We start from the raw sequence: 19,381 nt of genomic DNA on the forward strand, positions 1-19,381 counted from the left end.
GTTATGACGGAGGGCGATAACAGAATATGCCGTTTGCCCTGAGCTTGTCGAAGGGCGGCCCTTTTTCTTTCCGCCCAAAGGAAGAACGGTCCTTCGACAAGCTCAGGACGAACGGCCTTGGGGGAACATCGGATTTATGAGCGAAGTCGCCGCCTATCAGCCGAGCGCGAAGGATATTCGCATGGTCATCGCCGCTTCCTCGGCGGGGACGATCTTCGAATGGTATGATTTCTTCATCTATGGCACGCTCGCCGCGATCATCGGCCAGGCCTTTTTCCCCAGCGACAATGCGACGCTCGAAATCCTGCTGGTGTGGGCGGGCTTCGCGGTCGGCTTCGGGTTCCGGCCCTTGGGCGCGGTGCTGTTCGGCTTTCTCGGCGACCGGTTGGGGCGCAAATACACCTTCCTGATCACCGTCACGCTGATGGGCATCGCGACCGCGGGGGTCGGCATGATCCCCTCGGCCGACACGATCGGCATCGCGGCGCCGATCATCGTCATCGGCCTGCGCATCCTGCAGGGACTTGCGCTCGGCGGCGAATATGGCGGCGCGGCGATCTATGTCGCCGAACATTCGCCGGTGGAGAAGCGCGGCTTCTATACCAGTTTCATCCAGGCGAGCGTCGTCGGCGGCTTCGTGCTCAGCCTGATCGTCGTGCTGTCGTGCAAGGCGTTCCTGTCCGACGAGCTGTGGAATGCCTGGGGCTGGCGTCTGCCCTTCCTGCTGTCGCTGCTGCTGCTTGCCATTTCGCTGTGGATGCGGCTCAAGCTGTCCGAAAGCCCGGTGTTCCGCGCGATGAAGGCGGAGGGAGAGATCGCGCGCAATCCGCTGAAGGAGAGTTTCACCTATCCCGGCAACCCCCGGCGCATCTTCATCGCCCTGTTCGGGATTTCCGCCGGCCTGACCGTGATCTGGTATACCGCCATGTTTTCCGGCCTGTCCTTTCTGAAAGGACCGATGAAGGTCGACGATACCGCGGCCGAGATCATCGTCGGCAGCGCGGCGGCGCTCGGCATGGTCTTCTTCATCATCGCGGGCCGCCTCTCCGACCGGATCGGGCGCAAGAAACCGATCGTCTGGGGCTATGTCGTGACCCTGCTGCTGCTCTTCCCCTGCTTCTGGTGGATGGGCAGCGTCGCCAATCCCGCGCTCGAAGCGGCGGCGGAGCGGGCGCCGGTCGTGGTCACCGGATCGAAATGCAGCTTCGACCCCTTCGCCAAGGCGCAGGCGACCGCCTGCGGCCGAACGCTCGGCGAACTGACGAAACTGGGCGTGCCCTACAAGGTGGTGGCGAGCGGCGGGACGTTCGACAGCGTGACGATCCATATCGGCGGCCGCGAGGTCGCGAGCGAGGACCCCGCGCTGCTTCGGCCCGCGCTCGAAGCGATGGGCTACAGCTTCGAAAAGCAGATTCCCGGCCCGGCGGGCATTGCCGCGATTCTGATCGCGCTGCTCGTGCTCAGCGCGCTGTCGGGCTTCACATACGGACCCGTCGCCGCGCTGCTCGCCGAAATGTTTCCGCCGCACGTCCGCTATTCGTCGCTGTCGATCCCCTATCATATCGGGACCGGCTATTTCGGTGGCTTCCTGCCGCTGATCGCCAGCTATATCGTCGCGCGGACCGGCAATGCCTACGCCGGGTTGTGGTACACGTGGGGCGTGGTATTCGTCGCCTTCCTGATCGCGGCCTTCATGCTCAAAGATCCGGTCGAGGGGCAATGGGAGAAGGCACCAAAGGCCTGAACGAAGCCGTTGGCGCTGCGGTCGATCGCGGTTAGGGGCGAGGTCATGATCGACATTGCCTCGCCGCTCCGCCTTCGCCTCGATTCCGCCGCGCTCGTCGACAACTGGCGCTGGCTCGGCACGGCGGGCGGTGCCGAGGCGGGGGCGGCGATCAAGGCCGACGGCTATGGGCTGGGCGCGCGGGCGGTGATGCGGCATCTGGCGGCCGCGGGCTGCCGCCATTTCTTCGTCGCGACCTGGGCCGAGGCGGCGGCGTTGATGCCGCTGCCGGCGGGCGTGTCGCTGTCGGTGCTGCACGGCGTCGGAACGGAGGACCTGATCGCGGCGCGGACGCTGCCGGCACGCCCGGTGCTGAACAGCGTCGAGCAGGTCCGGCGCTGGCGCGACGGCGGCGAGGGGCGGCCGTGCGACGTCATGGTCGACACCGGCATGAACCGGCTTGGGCTGCGGGTCGAGGAGGCGCGTGGCGGGGCGCTCGACGGCCTCGCGATCGAGACGTTGCTCAGCCATCTCGCGTCGGCCGACGAGGACAGCGCGCAGAACGAGCGGCAACTTGCAGCCTTTGCGGCCGTCCGCGACGCCATTCCCGCGCGGCGCACCAGCCTCGCGAACAGCGCCGGCATTTGCCTCGGCACCGATTACGGCTTCGACCTCACGCGCCCCGGCCTCGCGCTCTATGGCGGCGTTCCGCGCCGCGAAGCCGAGGGGGCTATTCGACAGGTGGTCTTTCCCGAGACGCGGGTGCTGCAGGTCCGCGACGTCCCCGCCGGCGAGGCGGTCGGCTATGGCGCGACCTGGACCGCGCGGTGCGACAGCCGGATCGCGGTCGCCAACATCGGCTATGCCGACGGCTATCTGCGCTGCCACGTGGGGACCGGCGGCGCGCGCTTCGCGGGGCAGGCGCTGCCGCTCGTCGGGCGCGTGTCGATGGATCTCGTCGCCTTCGACGCGAGCGGCGTGGATGGGCTGGCCGAAGGCGACTGGCTGGCGCTCGACTATGACCTCGTGGCCACGTCCGCGCGCTGCGGTCTGTCCCAATATGAACTGCTGACCGGGCTGGGAAACAGGTTCGCGCGGCACTGGTCCTGAGCGCATGTTGCGACGCATCATAATTTGATGCTAATGCCGCTTGAGCCCGCCAGCGCGGCGCGGCGGAATCGTCCGGAGGAGCAGGAAGCAGCATGGCTAAGTCGAAGGCGACCGCCGAGGACGATGTCGTCGTCATCAAGAAATATGCGAACCGTCGTCTCTACGACACCGAACGCAGCTGCTACATCACGCTCGAGGATCTGGGCGCGATGGTGCGCGAGGGCCGCGATTTCCGCGTCGTCGATGCCAAGAGCGGCGAGGACATCACCCATAATGTCCTGACCCAGATCATCATGGACACCGAAACGCGCGGCGAGACGATGCTGCCGGTGAATTTTCTGCGCCACCTGATCGGCCTGTACGGCGACAAGATGCAGGGACTGGTGCCCGACTATCTCGAAGCGTCGATGGCGGCGTTCCGCAAGAACCAGCAGGACGTCCGTTCGGCGTTCGAGGGGGCGCTCGGATCGAACAATCCGCTCGCCGAGCTGACGCGCCGCAACATGGAGATGTTCAGCCAGGCGGCGGGCGCCTTCATGCCAGGCGCTGCCACGGGCAAGGCCAAGGATGCCGAGATCGCGGCGCTCAAGGCCGAAATCGCAGAACTCAAGGCCGAGCTTGCCAAAAAGAAATAACGGCAGACATAATCAGGGCCTCTCCCGCCCCCAGCACAGAAACAGGACAGATGACCAAGCATGCGCTCAGCGTAACCCGTCAGGCCGACTTCGCGGCCTGGTATCAGGACGTCATTGCCGAGGCCGACCTCGCCGAGGAATCGGGGGTGCGCGGCTGCATGGTCATCAAGCCGTGGGGCTATGGAATCTGGGAGCGCATCCAGACGGTGATGGACGCCGCGATCAAGGATGCAGGGGTCCAGAACGCCTATTTCCCGCTGTTCATCCCCTTGGGCTTCTTTGAAAAGGAAGCCGACCATGTCGATGGTTTCGCGAAGGAAATGGCGGTCGTCACGCACCACCGGCTGATTGCCGACGGCAGGGGCAAGCTCGTGCCCGACCCCGAAGCGAAGCTGGAGGAGCCGCTGATCGTCCGCCCGACCTCGGAAACGGTGATCGGTTCGGCGATGAGCCGCTGGGTGCAGAGCTGGCGCGACCTGCCGCTGAAGGTCAACCAGTGGGCCAATGTCGTGCGCTGGGAAATGCGCACGCGCATGTTCCTGCGGACCAGCGAATTCCTGTGGCAGGAAGGCCATACCGCGCACGCCGACAAGGACGACGCGATGGCGGAGACGCTGCGCGCGCTCGAAATGTATCGCGCCTTCGCCGAGGACGTGCTCGCCATGCCGGTGATCGCGGGAGAGAAGCCCGAGCATGAACGCTTCCCGGGTGCCGTCGCCACCTATTCGATCGAGGCGATGATGCAGGACGGCAAGGCGCTGCAGGCCGGCACCTCGCACTATCTGGGCACCGGCTTCGCCGAGGCGGCGGGCATCCGCTATCAGGACAGGGAAGGCGGTCACAGCCTCTGCCACACGACGAGCTGGGGCACCTCGACCCGGATGATCGGCGGCGTCATCATGACGCATGGCGACGACGATGGGCTGCGCTGCCCGCCGCGCATCGCGCCGCACCAGATCGTCATCGTGCCGATGCTGCGCGACAATGAGGAAGACGCCGCGATCCTCGACTATTGTCGCGCCCTCGAAACCGAACTGAAGGCGCTCGATGCATTCCGCGAGCCGGTGCGCGTGCTTCTCGACGCGGGCGCCAACAAGGCGTCGACCAAGCGCTGGGGCTGGGTCAAGAAAGGCGCGCCGATCATCCTCGAGATCGGCCCGCGCGACGTGGCCGGCGGCAATGTCGCGGTGATCCGCCGCGACCGGCTCTACAAGGCCGACGGCAAGCTCGATACGGCGTTCGTCGTGAAGGGCGATTTCGTCGCGGGCGCGGTGGCGATGCTGGCCGATATCCAGACGAATCTTCACGCCGAGGCCAAGGCGAGGCTCGATGGCAATATTCGCCGCGATGTCACGGATCTGGCGGCGCATTTCTCGGGCGACGACAAATTCGTCGGCTGGGTCGAAGTGCAATGGTCGCGGCCGACGGGGGCGGTGCTGGGCGGGATCGTCGAGCAATTGAAGGCGCTGAAGCTGACGATGCGCAACACCCCTCTCGATGCGACACCGACCGACGGCGCCTGCTTCTTCACCGGCGAGCCCGCGGTCGAGCGCGTCCTGATAGGACGGACCTATTGATTTTGCTCACGCGGAGACGCGGAGACGCGGAGAGATCGCGCTGGCCGCGAAGCGGCTTTCGCCTTCCGACGCTGCGCCATGCCGCATCGGGCGCTATGGAGAGTGGCCTGTCGGCCCAAGTGAACGCCTCCGCGTCTCCGGGGCTCCGCGCGAACCATCTGGACGACGCCCGATGAAAAAGCCCAAGTCGCAACCCGGACTTCCCTCGCGCGACCAGATTCTCCGCTTTATCGAGGACAGCTCGTCGGCGGTCGGCAAGCGCGAGATTGCCAAGCATTTCGCGCTGCGCGGCGCCGACAAGATCGCGCTCAAGGCGCTGCTCAGGGACATGACCGACGAGGGGCTGGTCGACATGGCGCCGGGGCGGGCGTTCCACAAGCATGGCGGGCTGCCGCGCGTGACCGTGTTCCGCGTCGCGGCGGTCGAGGGTGATGCCGTCTGGGCAGTGCCCGAGCGCTGGGAGGCGAGCACCCCGCCGCCGCGTGTACGGGTGATGGAGAAGGGGCGAAGGAATGCGCTCGGCGTGGGCGACCGCATCCTCGCGCGCACCGAAGAGCGCGGCAGCGGCCATGTCGCCTATCCGATGAAGCGGCTTCAGGCTGGCGGGGAGATGGTCGTCGGGGTGCTCGTCGCCGATACCGGTCCCGGCGGCAAGCCGATCACCTGGCTACGCCCGGCGGACAAGCGCGCGCGCTTCGATTTCGCCGTATCCGATATCGGCGACGCGGGCGTAGGCGATCTGGTGCGCGCCGAGCTTTCGGGCCGCGGCCCGGCAACGCGCGCGAAGGTGATCGAGCGAATCGGCGATCCTTTCGCGCCCCGCTCGCTCAGCATGATCGCGATCGCGAAGCACGAAATCCCGCATGTTTTCGGCGAGGAGACGCTGGCGGAGGCCGAGCGCGCGGCAACGCTGCCGCTCACCCAGGACGGACGCGAGGATCTGCGCGATCTGCCGATCCTCGCGATCGACCCCGTCGATGCGCGCGACCATGACGACGCCGTCTGGGCCGTGCCCGACGAGGATGCCAAGAACAAGGGCGGCTGGCGCGCGATCGTCGCGATCGCCGATGTCAGCTTCTATGTCCGGCCCGACGGCGCGCTCGACCGCGAGGCGCGGCGGCGCGGCAATAGCGTCTATTTCCCCGACCGCGTCGTTCCGATGCTGCCCGAAACCCTGTCCGCGGGCGTCTGCTCGCTGAAAGCGGGCGAGGATCGTGCCGTCATGGCGTGCCACCTGACCATCGACCGGCATGGCAAGGTGGCGGCATGGCGCTTCACGCGGGCGCTGGTGCGGCTGCGGGCGAATATCGCCTATGAGCGGGCGCAGGCCGCTTATGATGCCGGTCAGGCCGATGAGGGCTGGGACGCCGGCGTGCTGCCGGCGCTGCGGAATCTGTGGGGCTGCTGGGACTTGCTCGCCAAGGCGCGCGCGGCGCGGGCGCCGCTCGACCTCGACCTGCCCGAGCGACAGGTCATCCTCGACGACAAGGGCGGCATCGCGGAGATTCGCGTACGCGAACGGCTCGACGCGCACCGGCTGATCGAGGATTATATGATCGCGGCCAACGTCGCGGCAGCGAAGGCGCTCGAGGCGAAGAAGTCGCCGGTCATGTACCGCATCCATGAGCCGCCGAGCCGCGAAAAGCTCGTCAGCCTGAAGGATTATCTCGACACGTTCGACCAGAGCTTCGCGCTGGGGCAGGTCATCACGCCGGCGGTCTTCAACCGGTTGATCGACGGCTTTTCGGGCGACGACCGGCTGCCGGAGATCATGGAAGCGATATTGCGCAGCCAGACGCAGGCCTATTACGGCCCGGCCAACGCGGGGCATTTCGGCCTCGCGCTCGGTAGTTACGCGCATTTCACCTCGCCGATCCGCCGCTATGCCGACCTGATCGTTCATCGCGCACTCGTCGACAGCTATCGCCTCGAAGTCCCTGGAAAGGCGAAAAACCTTCCCGAGCGTACCGGTCTGGGCGAGGCCGACCGCAAGGGGCTGTCGCGCATCGGCGAGGCGATCAGCGCCCTCGAACGCCGCGCGATGGAGGCCGAGCGCGAGACGGTCGACCGCTATGTCGCGGCCTGGCTCGCGACCAAGGTGGGCGAGATCGTCCCGGCGCGGATCACCGGGGTGCAGCCCTTCGGCTTTTTCGCGACCGTCGACGGGCTCGGCGGCGATGGGCTGGTGCCGGTGTCGACGCTGGGCCGCGAACGCTTTTTCTATGACGAGGCGGCGCGCACGCTCGACAGCGAGCATGGACGGGTCAGCTACAGCGTCGGTCAGCGGCTCGACCTGCGGTTGATGGAGGCCAATCCGATCAGCGGCGCGCTGCGCTTCGAACTGCCCGAGGCCGACGGCAGCGAGCCGGTGAAACGCCCGCCGCGCCGCGACGGCAAGGGCCGGCATCCGGTCGGCCGCCGCGGTCGCCCGGCCAATATCCGCCATCAGGGGCGGCGCCGCTGATTACTCCGCGCCGGTGCTGAGCCCCAGCGCCGGAATGCCGACCGAGCGGCGGCCGCCGAAGTCCGAGCGGACGACGATGGCGCCCTGCCGCTCCATATAGTCGATCAGGCGACGGATGCGCCCCGGCGAGCGGGTGCCGTAGGCGGCGCCCAGCGCGTCGTCGTCGGGGCAAGGCAGGCCTTCGATCGCGGCGCGCGCGATCAGGACGAAGGGCGCGAGCATGTCGTCGGACAGCGTCGCGGCCGCCGCGATCAACTCGGCCCAGCGCGGCTCGGCGGGGTCGAACACCCCACCCTTGGCGAGCGCGAAGCGGCGGCGGAAGGCGGTCAGGTCGAGCGGCGCGCGCGCAAGGCGCTGCATCCGGCAGCGGACCGAAAAATCCTGATAGACGACCGATTCGGCCTGAAACGCCGCTTCGGGGTCGGCGAGCATGTCGCGCAGCGCCGCGACCACGATCGCCTCGCTGTCGACGGCTTCGGCCGCGTCGGCTGTTTCGCTTTCTTCGGTCGCCGTGTCGCTGCCGGCGATCCGCTCCAGCAACTCGCCGGCGGCGACCGGCGCCGGCTCGGGCGTGACCGGGCGCGGCGGCGGCGCGGTTTCGAGCGCGGCGAAGAGCATCGACTGCATGTCCTGCGGCTCGGCTTCGGGCAGCGGCAGCAGGCTGTGGACGCCGCCGCGCACGCTCGTCTCGGTCGCGCCGATGCGGATCGCGACGGGACGCCGTGAAATGGCGGGGCCAAGGCCGAGGAAGCAGCCGCGCTCCAGATCGCGAATCTGCTCGGCCTGCCGCCGCTCCATGCCGAGCAGGTCGGCGGCGCGCGCCATGTCGATATCGAGAAAGGTGCGGCCCATCAGGAAATTGCTCGCCTCCGCCGCGACATTCTTGGCCAGCTTGGCGAGACGCTGGGTTGCGATCGCGCCGGCGAGGCCGCGCTTGCGGCCGCGGCACATCAGGTTCGTCATCGCGGCCAGGCTGGCGCGGCGCACCGCGTCGGTCACCTCGCCCGAGGCGCTTGGCGCGAACATCTGCGCCTCGTCGACGACGACCAGCGCCGGAAACCAATGCTCGCGCGGCGCGTCGAACAGCGCGTTCAGGAAGGTGGCGGCGCAGCTCATCTGCGCCTCGATCTCGAGCGTGTCGAGCGCCAGCACGACCGAGGCGCGATGCTCGCGGATGCGCGCGCCCATCGCCGCGATCTCGCGCTCATTATAGTCGCCGGCGTGGATGACGACATGATGATAGGCATCGGCCAGCGTGACGAAATCGCCCTCGGGGTCGACCACCACCTGCTGGACGAGGCCGGCGCTCTGTTCGAGAAGGCGGCGCAGCAGGTGCGACTTGCCCGACCCCGAATTGCCCTGGACGAGCAGGCGGGTGGCGAGCAGTTCCTGAATGTCGATGGGAACGGCGCGGCTGGCACCGTCGGTCCCGATGTCGATATTGTGTGTCACGCGGTCCGCCCTATCGGGGCCGGTCGGCGCTGACAACCGGCGGGCGGGGCGGGGTAGGGATTTTGCACCCGGCATGCGGTTCGGCTAGCATCGCGGGATGGATTTCGACGATCAGCTCTTCCGCTATTTCGGCACGGCCGACCTGTCGGCACTGACTCCCGCCGCGGTCGAGGCGGGGACCGAACGGATGCGGGTCGATTTCGGGCTGGAGACGAATCGCGGGCGGCGTTTCGCGCTATGGGCGCTGATGCACATGCTGGGCGTCGCGCCCGATCTCGATGTCGCGTTCGCGGACGAGGCGGAGCGCGATGCGGCGCGCGACTTCATGGACCTGGCGGAGCGCGGTGCCGGCGAGTGAGCCGGGTCAGTGCGTGGCGTGCGGGTCGAGCGCCTCTTCGAGATCGTGGATTTCGCCCACCGGCTCCTTGTCGCCGCCGCAATGCGGGAAGATCGCATCGAGCCGCCGCCGCAGCGTTTCGTCGAAGATGGTATGATTCGAAATCCGCGCCTGCGAGAGCGTCAATTCCATGCGGATCGCGTCCTTGATCCGTTCCAGCGCCGGCGCGTCGAGGATGCCGAGCCGCATCAGTTCCTCGCACAACTGGATCAGGCCCACCGTCGTCGCATGGGCGCGCAGGCCCAGAAAGTCGATCGTCCGATGCAATTCGCGCGCACCCGAGGCGCGCTGTTCCATATCGCTCATCCCACTCTCCCTCACCGGATCGGCGCGCCGCCCTGTGGCGGTCGTTTCGACACCGATCCTTCGTAAGGTAAGGGTATCGCGGCGCTGCTGTCAAACGCCCGTTGCGGGGGCCTTCGCCTTGCGGGCGATTTTTGCCCAGGGGTTGAGGTCGGGTTCGCCGACCTTGGTCAGCCGATTATGGTCGCGGTGGAGGAAGGGTTCGCTCTGCCCCTTGACCATCAGGGTCGTGTCAGAGACATAGCTCCAGCCGCCATCCTCATGAAAATCGACCGTAATCTGATATTTGTCGGTACGGAACGCCAGTTCGAGGAAGGTGGTCGAGCAGATGCCATATTCGCTCGTGCCGCGCTCGGCGGTCAGCACCAGCCGCTTCGCATCGGGTTCGGTGTGCCCCGCGGCAATCGCGATCTGGCCGCGCGGAATCGCCAGCGTCTGCAGGATCAGCCCGGTCGCCGGCTCGTAGAGCCAATAGCCGACCTGGTCGTGAAAGGCGATGTCTTCCTCGGGCGTGTTGATGTGGACATGATAGCGCAGGCCATAGAAGAGTTGCGGTCCGTTCGCCTGCGCATCGATCGGCTGCATTTCGATCCGCTCGTAATAATCGCGCGTTTCGGGACCGTCGGCCTTGGGGTTGACGTCGACCCCGCGCCGCCCCTCCCAGATGCCGGCAAGGCGACGCAGCGGCCCGAGGCGGGCCAGCGTGTCGGGATCGACGTCGTCGGGCTCGGTGAAGATGTCGTCGGGAACCTGCATCGTCCTGCCCCTGTCCATGCGTCAGATATCCTCGACCAGCCGGCCGTAGAGCTGCGGCCGCCGGTCGCGGAAAAAGCCCATGCCGGCGCGGTGCTTCGCGGCGCGACCCAAGTCGATCGTCTCGACCAGCACGCCGTGTTCGTCGCGCCCGAACTCTTGCGTCAGATCGCCCCATTCGTCGGTGATGAAGCTGTGGCCGTAGAAATCTGCCTCACCCTCGCGTCCGATGCGGTTGGCGGCGATCACCGGCATGCAGTTCGACACGGCATGGCCCTGCATCGCGCGGCGCCACATGCGGCTGGTGTCGAGATCGGCGTCATAGGGCTCGGACCCGATCGCGGTCGGGTAGAAAAGCAGTTCGGCGCCCATCAGCGCCATCGCGCGCGCGGTTTCGGGATACCATTGATCCCAGCATACCCCGACGCCGATCCGCGTTCCGAAGACGTCCCATACCTTGAAGCCGGTGTTGCCGGGCCGGAAATAATATTTCTCTTCATAGCCCGGCCCGTCGGGAATGTGGCTCTTGCGATACGTCCCCATGATGTCGCCGTCGGGGCCGATCATCGCGAGACTGTTGTAATAATGCGGCCCGTCCTTCTCGAAGAAGCTGGTCGGGATCGCGACCTTGTGCCTCGCGGCGAGCGCCTGCATCGCCACGACACTCGGATGCTCGGCGGTCGGGCGCGCGCTGGCGAACAGCTCCTCTTCCTCGACCTGGCAGAAATAGGGGCCCTCGAAGAGTTCGGGGGGCAGGATGACCTGCGCGCCCTTCGCGACCGCCTCCTCGACGAGCGCCGACACGGCGTCGATGTTCGGCCGGACGGGGCCGGGCAGGGGAAGCTGCAATGCGGCGACGGTGAGGCTGCGGGTCATGGCCGCCCTATGCCGGAAGCTGCTGGCTCGAGCAATGGAAGCTGCCGCCGCCGACGATGATTCCGCGCGCGTCGATGCCGACCGCGCGGCGGTCGGGAAAGAGCGCGGCGAGCGCGTCCACGGCCGCGGCATCGTTCGCCGAACCATAGGTCGGGACGACCACGACGCTGTTGCCGATATAGAAGTTCATATAGCTCGCCGCCGCGATCTCGCCGTCCAGTTCGACGCGGCCGGGCGAGGGAAGGTCGACGATCTCGATGCCCCCGAACGCTTCGGTGCGGGCGCGGGCGTCGGCATAGACAGCGGCATTGGGATCGTCACCGCCCGCCGCGACCGGGATTGCGAGCCGGCCTTCGCCGACGAAGCGCGCGAGATTGTCGACATGGCCGTCGGTATGGTCGCCGAACAGCCCCTTGCCGAGCCACAGCAGCCGCTCGACGCCGAGCGATTGGTGCAGCCGCACGGCGATATCCTCGCGGGTCAGCGACGGGTTTCGGTTCGGGTGGAGCAGGCATTCCTCGGTGGTGACAGCGAGTCCGGTGCCGTCGACATCGATGCCGCCGCCCTCGAGCACCCAATCCTGCTCGTCGACCGGCAGGCCGCTCGCCGCGCCGAGCGCCGCGCCGATTTCCAGATCGCCCGGCATGACGAACTTTTCGCCCCACCAGTTGAAGCGGAAATTCCGCGCGCGCCTTATTGTGCCCGCGCCGGCGACGATCGGCCCGGTGTCGCGCAGCCAGATGTCGCCGAGCGGTTGGACGACGATGCGCACGCCGGACTCGACGAGGCTCGCGGCGATCTCCGCCTGCTGCTCGTCGTTGACGACCAGCCGGACCTCCTCGCCGCGGCCGCCGTCATGAACGGCGTTGGCGAAGGCGGCGATGTCGCGGCGCGCGGTGTCGATCCGGCCCGCCCACTCCTCGGCAAGGTGCGGGAAGCCGATCCATACCGCCTCGTGCGGCGCCCATTCGGCGGGCATTGTCAGCGACATGCGGTTGCGGTCCTTTTTCTCACTTCGTCATTGCGAGCCCTTCGACTGCCTTGCAGGCACTCAGGATACGCCAGGCGAAGCAATCCAGGGCAGCTTACGCTACGCTGGATTGCCGCGTCGCTTCGCTCCTCGCAATGATGAAAGAGCAGGGCGGGTTATTGTTTTGCCGCAGCGCGCGACTTGTCGCGGGCGGCGCGGAATTCATCGCCCTCGACCCAGTTCGGCCAGGCGTCGGTCATCGCCAGCATCCGCCCCGCGGCATAATAGAGCTGAAGGTCGGCAAGCATTCCGTCCCAGTTGGCGATTGCCTCATATTCGTCGCCGGGGGCGTGATAGCGATGCTCTTCATAATCCTCGGACGCCTTCTTGCCCGCTTCCTTGCCGCCCTCGACCAGATCCTCGCCGCTGCCGAAGTTGAACATCGGCACGCCGAGCTTGGCGAAGCTGAAATGGTCGGACCGGTAATAAAAGCCCTTTTCGGGGGTCGGTTCGTCGACCACCGTGCGCTTCGCCGCCGCCGCGATCTTTTCCAGATAGGCGTCGAGTTCGGATTTGCCGCGGCCGACGACGACGATGTCCTTGGCGGGCCCCGCGGGATTCAGTGCGTCCATGTTCACGCCGCCGACGGTCTGCGCGAGCGGAAACACCGGATTCTCGGCATAATATTTCGAGCCGAGCAGCCCCGATTCCTCGGCGGTCACCGCCAGGAAGACGACACTGCGGTCGGGGGCGCCGGCCTTTTTATAGGCCTCCGCCATCGTCACCAGCCCCGCGACGCCGGTCGCATTGTCGACGGCGCCGTTGCAGATGTCGTCGCCGTCGACCGGCGCGCAGCGGCCGAGATGGTCCCAGTGCGCGGTGTAGAGGACATATTCGTCGGGCCGCTTCGCCCCCGGCAGCACGCCGATGACGTTGCGCGACATCTTCTTGGCAATCTGGTTGTCGAAGCTCAGCGACGCCTTGACGCCGGTCAGCGGCACCGCCTTGAAACCTTTCTGCTTCGCCGCCTCGCGCAGCGCGTCGAAATCCTGGCCCGCGCCGGCGAAAAGCTGCTTCGCCTTGTCGAGCTGGATCCAGCCGTTCGCGGCAGTCTGGTCGGCGCCGCCATTCTTGCTGTCGGCCAGATATTGCGTGCCGGTCCAGCTCGATTCGACGACGTTCCAGCCATAGGCGGCGGGTTCGGTGTCGTGGACGATCAGCGCGGCGGCGGCGCCCTGGCGGGCCGCCTCCTCATATTTGTATGTCCAGCGGCCGTAATAGGTCATCGCGCGGCCGTTGAACTCGCCCTTGGCCTCCTTGGCCTGCCAGTCGGGATCGTTGACGAGGATGACGACCGTCTTCCCCTTCACATCGACCCCGGCATAGTCGTTCCAGCCCTTTTCGGGCGCGTTGATGCCGTATCCGACGAAGACGACGTCGCTGTCCTTGACCGAGATTTGCGGCTGGACGCGATAGGTGGCGGCGACGAAGTCGGTGCCGTATTTCAGCGACATCGGCGCCTTGCCGCCGGTGAAGCTCAGCGGGCTGACATTCTTCGCGGTGATCTCGACCAGCGGCACATCCTGCGTCCAGTTGCCGTTGTTGCCCGGCTGAAGCCCCGCCTCGGTGAATTTCCTGATGAGGTAGGAAACCGTCTTTTCCTCGCCCGGCGTCCCCGGCGCGCGGCCCTCGTAACTGTCCTGCGACAGCTCTTTCGTCACCGCCTGCAGGGTTGCCAGCGACAGTTCGGGAAGCTGGACGTCGGGCAGATTCGCGGCCGTATCGGCGCTCTTGTCGGGCGATGCGTTGCACGCCGCGAGGGAAAGAAGGATCGCCGCCGGTGCGGCTTTCAGAAAGCGGGACATAGAAGGGTTTTTCCGGATCTGTGGTGGATGCGGCTTTGTGCCAGCGGCCTGCCGCAGATGCAAGAAGGGCGGCCGTTGCGGGCCGCCCTTCGGAAAATCGCCGTGGAGGAACCGGATCAGCGCGAATAGAATTCGACGACCAGATTCGGTTCCATCTTCACCGGATAGGGTACCTCGTCGAGCGAGGGGACGCGGACGAAGGTCGCCTTCGTGCCGTCGACCGCGACATATTCGGGCAGGTCGCGCTCGGGCAGGCTCTGCGCCTCGGCGACCAGCGCCATTTCCTGCGCCTTCTTGCCCAGCGTGACTTCGTCGCCCGGCTTCACGAGGCGGCTCGCGATGTTGCACTTCACGCCGTTGACATAGACGTGGCCGTGGCTGACGAGCTGGCGCGCCGAGAAGATGGTCGGCGCGAACTTCGAGCGATAGACCACCGCGTCGAGACGGCGTTCGAGCAGGCCGATCAGGTTCTGGCTCGTGTCGCCCTTCATGCGCGCCGCTTCGATATAGTTCTTCTTGAACTGCTTTTCGGTGATGTCGCCGTAATAGCCCTTCAGCTTCTGCTTGGCGCGAAGCTGGATGCCATAGTCGGACATCTTGCCCTTGCGGCGCTGGCCGTGCTGGCCGGGGCCGTATTCGCGGCGGTTGACCGGGCTCTTCGGACGGCCCCAGATGTTTTCGCCCATCCGGCGGTCGAGTTTATACTTGGCGCTCTGGCGCTTCGACATATCAGTCTCCAATCTGCTGTGTGCCGAAGGATTTCGGCGTGTCCCGGGTCGCACCGCAGGGAATATTCCATGCGCGACCGCCGCTTCACCGGGGTGCGGGGTCCATTGCGAAGGCGCGCGGTTAGACGGGAAGGGCGCGCTAGTCAAGCCGCGGCGCCCTTTGGCGGTGACGCAGTTTGAAAGCAGGAGCGTGGTTTTGCTTTATTTCGTCACCCCGGAGAAGGGGAATCGAACCTGCCAGGCCAGACTGCGACACTACTCGCCGCCTCGACAGTGCCGAAAAAGCCGCTAAAGGCAGCGCGCATGACATCCGCCAAAATGCCCGAGCAGTGCAACACGATGATCGAGGTGCGCGAAGGGGTCGATCAGGTCGACCGCGAACTGGTCGCGCTGCTCGTCCGCCGCTTCGGCTATATGGACGCTGCGGCGCGCATCAAGGCCGAGCGCGGCGCGGTTCGCGACGAGGCGCGCAAGGCCCAGGTGCTCGACAATGTCGCGCGCGAGGCCGAGGCGGCCGGGCTCGACGGACAGCGCATCCGCGCGGTGTGGAACGAACTGGTCGAACAGTCGATCGCCCACGAATTCGACCGCTGGGACGGAATGCGCGCCTAATATGGTGGAATCAAAGTTCCTGTCATCACCGTCACCCCGGGCTTGACCCGGGGTCCCGCTTCCTTTCGCGCACGGACCGAAGAAAAGCGGGATCCCGGGTCAAGCCCGGGATGACGAAATCAATACCGCGAACTTCAGCTTCAGGGGACTAGCTTACGGCAGCCTCAATGCCGGTGGATGGCGCGGACGCGGTAGCGCCCGCGGTCGAGGCCGTCGAACAATGCGTCGATCTGCGGATGGTCGACCGGGCCGTGTTCGGCGTCGGACACGAGATTCTGCTGGCTGACATAGGCGATGTAGGACGAATCCTCATTCTCGGCGAGGAGGTGGTAATAGGGCTGCTCCTTCGCCGGGCGGATCGCTTCGGGAATCGCTTCATACCATTCGTCGCTGTTCGCGAAGACGGGGTCGACGTCGAACACGACGCCGCGGAAATCGAACATGCGGTGGCGCACGATATCGCCCGGCGCGAAGCGCGCGCGCTCGATCAGCGGCGCCATCACGCGCCCATCGACTCCACTCTGACAATCGGACGAATTTTTTGCTATCATGCCATCAATCTATGGCGATGCGCCGATCTTTCAAGCGCCAAGTCGGGCGCGGACGATCGGCGCGACGACGGTAGCGGAGGGGCGTGTGACATCGATCACCGAAATATCCCGGATTGCGGATAGGTCTCCTCGCCGCCTGCATTTCATTCGGCAGCATCAGCAACAAGGGAAAGACGCCATATGACCGATCCAGTTCCCGGCAACCCCATCCCGTCGGGTTCGCCTGCGCAAGGGGTGATCCAGCGCGCCAAGGATATCCTCCTCAAACCCAAGCAGACATGGGACGTCATCGCCGGCGAGACGGAAAGCGTGCAGTCGCTCTATGTCCCCTATGTCCTCATTCTCGCGGCGATCGGGCCGGTCGCCGGCCTGATCGGGGGCCAGGTCTTCGGATACCGGTTCCTGAGCGTCAGTTTTCACCCGCCGCTGGGCGGCGCGATCGTGTCGGCACTGCTTTCCTATGCGCTGACGCTCGCCGCCGTCTATGTGGTCGCGCTCGTCATCGACGCGCTCGCGACGACCTTCGGCGGCCAGAAGAACAGCATCCAGGCGCTGAAGGTCGCGGTCTATTCGGCGACCGCTGGCTGGGTCGCGGGCATCTTTTCGCTGCTGCCGACGCTGGCGATGCTGGGCGCGGTGGTGGGCGGCCTTTACGGCCTCTATCTCCTCTACCTCGGCCTGCCGCGGCTGATGAAGGCGCCGGAGGACAAGGCGGTCGTCTATACCGCGGTCGTCGTGGTCGTGACGATCCTGTGCGTATTTCTTGTCAGCGCGATCGTCGGCGCCTTTGCGATGCAGGGAACGCCCGCCCTCTCGGTCGGGCTGTAGCGCGCATCGGACGAGCCTTAGCGGCCACCATCGGCATCGGCATCGGGGACTTCCTCTTCGGCTGCCGGTGCGGTGGAGGCCGCAGGCTTCGCCTTCCTTGCCGGCAGGGTCGGTGGCGGAAGCGGCGCTTCCGTCGCCAGCGCGGCGAGAAGGGCCTTGGACTCCAGACTCCCTCCGCCGTCGCCCGTCACCAACACGGTGTGGCCGCCATGGGTCGCGGCGTCGCGGAGCGCCTCGAGGCGGTTGATCTCCATCATGAAGGCCATGGCGTCGGCATCGGTCAGCGTGGTGTCGGCCCGAAAGGCCGCGAGCGCCTTGGCATTGCCTTCGGCGATGATGCCGCGGCTCTCCGCGATCCCGCCCGCGGTGATCGTCATCGCCGCCGCCGACGCCTCGGCGCTCTTGGTGCGCTTGATCTTCTCGGCCTCGCCGTCGTTCTGGGCGGCTTCGAGGCGGCGCTGCGACGCCAGCACTTCGTTGAAGGCGGATATCATCTCGGGCGTCGGGCGCGGATCGTCGATCAGAACCGCGCGGATTTCATAGCCATAATCGTTCATCGCCTCATCGAGCGATTCGCGGACGGTCTGGGTGAACTCGTCGCGGTCGGTATAGAGCTGGTCGAACGTCTTGGCCGCCGCGACGGCGCGGGCCTCGGTCGCGACATAGGATTCGATCTGCTCCTCGGGATTGTGAAGTTCGTAAAAGGCCGCCTTCACCGCGCCGGGGATCACGCGATATTGCAGGCTGATCGGCATGGTGACGAACGCATTGTCCTTGGACTTGACCCCTAGCTGAAGCGCGATCTGCTTGGTCTGGAGCGAGAAGGGCCGGCGGGCGGTCTGAAACGGCCAGGGCTATTTCAGGCTGAGGCCGGCCGAACGATAGCCAGTGTAGCGGCCGAAGGTTTCGAGGAGCCGGACATGCTGCTGCGGCGTGACGACGAGCATCGACTTGAGCCACAGCGCGAGGATCAGGAAGAGGAGGAGGGTAAAGCCACCCGGGATGATGCTGCTCAGGAATTCGATCATTCTTTCTCCGAAAACTGCCGACAGGGTTCGTTGGAACATGCCGCGATGTACTTGATCGGCCTAGCTTTTTCGGAAGTGGCGCGCGGTGTATCGCCCGAGACGCACGACGAACCGCATCCTGCCGGCAGCGATGCCGGGCCAGGCATTGCCCGATGGACGCCTGCGCCCCGCCTTCGGTGGCTTGGGTTCGATCGCAATTGCGGTAAATCGTTGCAAACATGGGATAAGCCATGCTGCGACGCAGCATGATGGCGTCGGCTTCTGTTACGGTCGCATGCCAAGAAAAACCGGTCGCCGATGAATCGACATAAGGAGACAGATTATGAAGCTGCCTGCGAAACTGCTATACGCCTTTGCCATGGCGTCGATGGTCGCGGCGCCCGTTGCCGCTTCCGCCGCTCCCCTCGACGGCGCCCGCGCGACCTCGACCGCGAAGGACCGGAACGGCCTGCTCGGCACCGATTGGCTGATCGGCTTTGTGGCCCTGGCGGTCGCGATCGGCGCGATCATCGTCATCTCCAGCGACGGCAACGACACCCCCGTCAGTCCCTGATCCGGGCCATTGTCATCCACGGAAAGCCCCGCCCTCGCCGGCGGGGTTTTCTTTTGGGGAAGGCAAGCCTTTCTGAACGCGGCCAAAGCAACCCTTGTTTGGCTTGCCCCGGTGGCGGGAGCACTATGCGGCCGAAAGGAGATGGCACATGACCATACAACTCGGCCAGATCGCGCCCGATTTCGAACAGGACAGCACGCAGGGGCCCATCCGCTTCCACGAATGGCTTGGGTCGTCCTGGGGACTCTTCTTCAGCCACCCGAAGGATTTCACCCCGGTCTGCACGACCGAACTGGGTGAGGTCGCCCGGCTGCGCCCCGAATGGGACAAGCGCGGCGTCAAGACGATCGGCCTGTCGGTCGATCCGGTCGACTCGCACCGCGGCTGGGAACAGGATATCGAATCGACCCAGGGGCAAAAGCTCGACTATCCGATGATTGCCGACAGCGACCGGAAGGTGGCCACCCTCTATGGCATGATCCATCCGGATTCGGACCCGACGGTGACCGTGCGCGCCGTCTATGTCATCGACCCGAACAAGAAGGTCCGCCTGGTCCTGACCTATCCGCCCAGCACCGGGCGCAATTTCGCCGAGATCATCCGCGCGATCGACAGCCTGCAACTGACCGACGCCCAGTCGGTCGCGACCCCGGTGAATTGGAATCCGGGCGAAGAGGTCATCGTCTCGCCGAAACTGTCCGACGAGGAGGCGAAGAGCCGCTTCCCGCAGGGCTTCCGCACCCTCAAGCCCTATCTGCGCTACGTCGATCTGGAAAAGACGGCCTGAGCGGGCGGAAAAGCGACCGATTGCAACCATAAGACCCTCTCCGCGGCGCAGCCGTGGGGAGGGGGGCCGCCGAAGTGTCAAACGGCGTTCAAAAGGGACCCCCGATCGGCGTCGAAGAGGGACCCCCTTTTCGGATAATATGATGCTGGTTTGTTGAAGATGGCCTTGC

The 19,381-nt window shown here is 66.0% G+C and carries 19 protein-coding genes and 1 pseudogene; 10 read left to right on the forward strand and 10 right to left on the reverse strand.

Annotated elements, in window-relative coordinates; all coding sequences use genetic code 11:
• Positions 1 to 136 precede the first annotated feature (136 nt).
• The 5 genes from FHR21_RS11345 to FHR21_RS11365 all read left to right on the forward strand — a co-directional run bounded on the left by FHR21_RS11345 (position 137) and on the right by FHR21_RS11365 (position 7,509).
• Positions 137 to 1,744 carry an MFS transporter gene (locus tag FHR21_RS11345; protein WP_184098309.1) on the forward strand — a complete coding sequence of 536 codons (1,608 nt, stop codon included), beginning with the start codon at positions 137 to 139 and terminating at the stop codon, positions 1,742 to 1,744.
• 45 nt (positions 1,745 to 1,789) lie between these two features.
• Positions 1,790 to 2,833, forward strand: coding sequence for an alanine racemase (locus tag FHR21_RS11350; protein ID WP_184098311.1), 1,044 nt, complete (start codon positions 1,790 to 1,792; stop codon positions 2,831 to 2,833).
• Between the two features lie 92 nt (positions 2,834 to 2,925).
• Positions 2,926 to 3,468 (forward strand): polyhydroxyalkanoate synthesis repressor PhaR, encoded by a 543-nt coding sequence (gene phaR, locus FHR21_RS11355; RefSeq protein WP_184098313.1) that lies wholly within the window; start codon positions 2,926 to 2,928, stop codon positions 3,466 to 3,468.
• Positions 3,469 to 3,518: 50 nt separating this feature from the next.
• Positions 3,519 to 5,045: an aminoacyl--tRNA ligase-related protein gene (locus FHR21_RS11360; RefSeq protein WP_184098315.1), complete on the forward strand. Its 1,527-nt coding sequence runs from the start codon at positions 3,519 to 3,521 to the stop codon at positions 5,043 to 5,045.
• 172 nt (positions 5,046 to 5,217) lie between these two features.
• Positions 5,218 to 7,509, forward strand: coding sequence for a ribonuclease R family protein (locus FHR21_RS11365; RefSeq protein ID WP_184098317.1), 2,292 nt, complete (start codon positions 5,218 to 5,220; stop codon positions 7,507 to 7,509).
• Here the strand turns inward: FHR21_RS11365 and FHR21_RS11370 are convergent, their stop codons facing one another.
• Positions 7,510 to 8,961, reverse strand: a complete 1,452-nt coding sequence (locus FHR21_RS11370; protein ID WP_184098319.1) for a helicase HerA domain-containing protein — start codon at positions 8,959 to 8,961, stop codon at positions 7,510 to 7,512.
• A gap of 97 nt (positions 8,962 to 9,058) precedes the next feature.
• Here FHR21_RS11370 and FHR21_RS11375 point away from each other — a divergent pair, with 97 nt between their 5' ends.
• Positions 9,059 to 9,319 (forward strand): hypothetical protein, encoded by a 261-nt coding sequence (locus FHR21_RS11375; protein ID WP_184098321.1) that lies wholly within the window; start codon positions 9,059 to 9,061, stop codon positions 9,317 to 9,319.
• A 6-nt stretch (positions 9,320 to 9,325) separates the two neighbouring features.
• On the opposite strand, the gene FHR21_RS11380 is transcribed toward FHR21_RS11375, so the two are convergent.
• The 6 genes from FHR21_RS11380 to rpsD form a co-directional block, all read right to left on the reverse strand.
• A complete protein-coding gene (locus tag FHR21_RS11380; protein WP_184098323.1) occupies positions 9,326 to 9,664 on the reverse strand; it encodes a hypothetical protein in 339 nt (112 codons plus the stop codon).
• Positions 9,665 to 9,754: 90 nt separating this feature from the next.
• Positions 9,755 to 10,435 carry an FABP family protein gene (locus FHR21_RS11385; RefSeq protein ID WP_338113138.1) on the reverse strand — a complete coding sequence of 227 codons (681 nt, stop codon included), beginning with the start codon at positions 10,433 to 10,435 and terminating at the stop codon, positions 9,755 to 9,757.
• 3 nt (positions 10,436 to 10,438) lie between these two features.
• On the reverse strand, positions 10,439 to 11,290 hold the full coding sequence (gene aguB / locus FHR21_RS11390) for an N-carbamoylputrescine amidase (RefSeq protein ID WP_184098335.1): 852 nt from the start codon (positions 11,288 to 11,290) through the stop codon (positions 10,439 to 10,441).
• Positions 11,291 to 11,297: 7 nt separating this feature from the next.
• Positions 11,298 to 12,281, reverse strand: a complete 984-nt coding sequence (locus FHR21_RS11395) for an agmatine deiminase family protein (RefSeq protein WP_184098337.1) — start codon at positions 12,279 to 12,281, stop codon at positions 11,298 to 11,300.
• A 155-nt stretch (positions 12,282 to 12,436) separates the two neighbouring features.
• The gene (locus tag FHR21_RS11400) at positions 12,437 to 14,125 is read right to left on the reverse strand and encodes a M28 family metallopeptidase (protein WP_184098339.1); all 1,689 of its coding nucleotides are present in this window, start codon (positions 14,123 to 14,125) and stop codon (positions 12,437 to 12,439) included.
• 116 nt (positions 14,126 to 14,241) lie between these two features.
• On the reverse strand, positions 14,242 to 14,853 hold the full coding sequence (rpsD, locus tag FHR21_RS11405) for a 30S ribosomal protein S4 (RefSeq protein ID WP_184098347.1): 612 nt from the start codon (positions 14,851 to 14,853) through the stop codon (positions 14,242 to 14,244).
• 303 nt (positions 14,854 to 15,156) lie between these two features.
• Between rpsD and FHR21_RS11410 the strand changes: the two genes are divergently transcribed.
• Complete coding sequence (locus FHR21_RS11410; RefSeq protein ID WP_184098349.1) at positions 15,157 to 15,465, forward strand: chorismate mutase; 309 nt, start codon at positions 15,157 to 15,159, stop codon at positions 15,463 to 15,465.
• Between the two features lie 164 nt (positions 15,466 to 15,629).
• Here FHR21_RS11410 and hspQ read toward each other — a convergent pair whose 3' ends face one another.
• Positions 15,630 to 16,016, reverse strand: coding sequence for a heat shock protein HspQ (gene hspQ, locus FHR21_RS11415; protein WP_184098351.1), 387 nt, complete (start codon positions 16,014 to 16,016; stop codon positions 15,630 to 15,632).
• Positions 16,017 to 16,196: 180 nt separating this feature from the next.
• On the opposite strand from hspQ, the gene FHR21_RS11420 reads away from it, so the two are divergent.
• On the forward strand, positions 16,197 to 16,844 hold the full coding sequence (locus tag FHR21_RS11420; RefSeq protein WP_184098353.1) for a Yip1 family protein: 648 nt from the start codon (positions 16,197 to 16,199) through the stop codon (positions 16,842 to 16,844).
• A 17-nt stretch (positions 16,845 to 16,861) separates the two neighbouring features.
• On the opposite strand, the pseudogene FHR21_RS11425 reads toward FHR21_RS11420, so the two are convergent.
• A pseudogene (locus FHR21_RS11425) lies at positions 16,862 to 17,683 on the reverse strand (SPFH domain-containing protein); the annotation flags it as partial.
• A 15-nt stretch (positions 17,684 to 17,698) separates the two neighbouring features.
• Positions 17,699 to 17,872 carry a hypothetical protein gene (locus tag FHR21_RS11430; protein ID WP_184098355.1) on the reverse strand — a complete coding sequence of 58 codons (174 nt, stop codon included), beginning with the start codon at positions 17,870 to 17,872 and terminating at the stop codon, positions 17,699 to 17,701.
• A gap of 322 nt (positions 17,873 to 18,194) precedes the next feature.
• Between FHR21_RS11430 and FHR21_RS11435 the strand changes: the two genes are divergently transcribed.
• The gene (locus FHR21_RS11435; RefSeq protein WP_184098357.1) at positions 18,195 to 18,425 is read left to right on the forward strand and encodes a hypothetical protein; all 231 of its coding nucleotides are present in this window, start codon (positions 18,195 to 18,197) and stop codon (positions 18,423 to 18,425) included.
• 148 nt (positions 18,426 to 18,573) lie between these two features.
• Positions 18,574 to 19,212, forward strand: a complete 639-nt coding sequence (locus FHR21_RS11440; RefSeq protein WP_184098359.1) for a peroxiredoxin — start codon at positions 18,574 to 18,576, stop codon at positions 19,210 to 19,212.
• Positions 19,213 to 19,381 lie beyond the last annotated feature (169 nt).

The organism is Sphingopyxis panaciterrulae, from assembly GCF_014199295.1.
In the GTDB taxonomy this organism is placed as follows: Bacteria; Pseudomonadota; Alphaproteobacteria; order Sphingomonadales; family Sphingomonadaceae; genus Sphingopyxis; species Sphingopyxis panaciterrulae.

Bases quoted from the DNA above. Each gene is read 5' to 3' on its own strand.
- FHR21_RS11345 (WP_184098309.1), top strand. From the start codon at position 137: ATGAGCGAAGTCGCCGCCTATCAGCCGAGCGCGAAGGATATTCGCATG.
- FHR21_RS11350 (WP_184098311.1), top strand. From the start codon at position 1,790: ATGATCGACATTGCCTCGCCGCTCCGCCTTCGCCTCGATTCCGCCGCG.
- phaR (WP_184098313.1), top strand. From the start codon at position 2,926: ATGGCTAAGTCGAAGGCGACCGCCGAGGACGATGTCGTCGTCATCAAG.
- FHR21_RS11360 (WP_184098315.1), top strand. From the start codon at position 3,519: ATGACCAAGCATGCGCTCAGCGTAACCCGTCAGGCCGACTTCGCGGCC.
- FHR21_RS11365 (WP_184098317.1), top strand. From the start codon at position 5,218: ATGAAAAAGCCCAAGTCGCAACCCGGACTTCCCTCGCGCGACCAGATT.
- FHR21_RS11375 (WP_184098321.1), top strand. From the start codon at position 9,059: ATGGATTTCGACGATCAGCTCTTCCGCTATTTCGGCACGGCCGACCTG.
- FHR21_RS11380 (WP_184098323.1), bottom strand. From the start codon at position 9,664: ATGAGCGATATGGAACAGCGCGCCTCGGGTGCGCGCGAATTGCATCGG.
- FHR21_RS11385 (WP_338113138.1), bottom strand. From the start codon at position 10,435: ATGGACAGGGGCAGGACGATGCAGGTTCCCGACGACATCTTCACCGAG.
- aguB (WP_184098335.1), bottom strand. From the start codon at position 11,290: ATGACCCGCAGCCTCACCGTCGCCGCATTGCAGCTTCCCCTGCCCGGC.
- FHR21_RS11395 (WP_184098337.1), bottom strand. From the start codon at position 12,281: ATGTCGCTGACAATGCCCGCCGAATGGGCGCCGCACGAGGCGGTATGG.
- FHR21_RS11400 (WP_184098339.1), bottom strand. From the start codon at position 14,125: ATGTCCCGCTTTCTGAAAGCCGCACCGGCGGCGATCCTTCTTTCCCTC.
- rpsD (WP_184098347.1), bottom strand. From the start codon at position 14,853: ATGTCGAAGCGCCAGAGCGCCAAGTATAAACTCGACCGCCGGATGGGC.
- FHR21_RS11410 (WP_184098349.1), top strand. From the start codon at position 15,157: ATGACATCCGCCAAAATGCCCGAGCAGTGCAACACGATGATCGAGGTG.
- hspQ (WP_184098351.1), bottom strand. From the start codon at position 16,016: ATGATAGCAAAAAATTCGTCCGATTGTCAGAGTGGAGTCGATGGGCGC.
- FHR21_RS11420 (WP_184098353.1), top strand. From the start codon at position 16,197: ATGACCGATCCAGTTCCCGGCAACCCCATCCCGTCGGGTTCGCCTGCG.
- FHR21_RS11430 (WP_184098355.1), bottom strand. From the start codon at position 17,872: ATGATCGAATTCCTGAGCAGCATCATCCCGGGTGGCTTTACCCTCCTC.
- FHR21_RS11435 (WP_184098357.1), top strand. From the start codon at position 18,195: ATGAAGCTGCCTGCGAAACTGCTATACGCCTTTGCCATGGCGTCGATG.
- FHR21_RS11440 (WP_184098359.1), top strand. From the start codon at position 18,574: ATGACCATACAACTCGGCCAGATCGCGCCCGATTTCGAACAGGACAGC.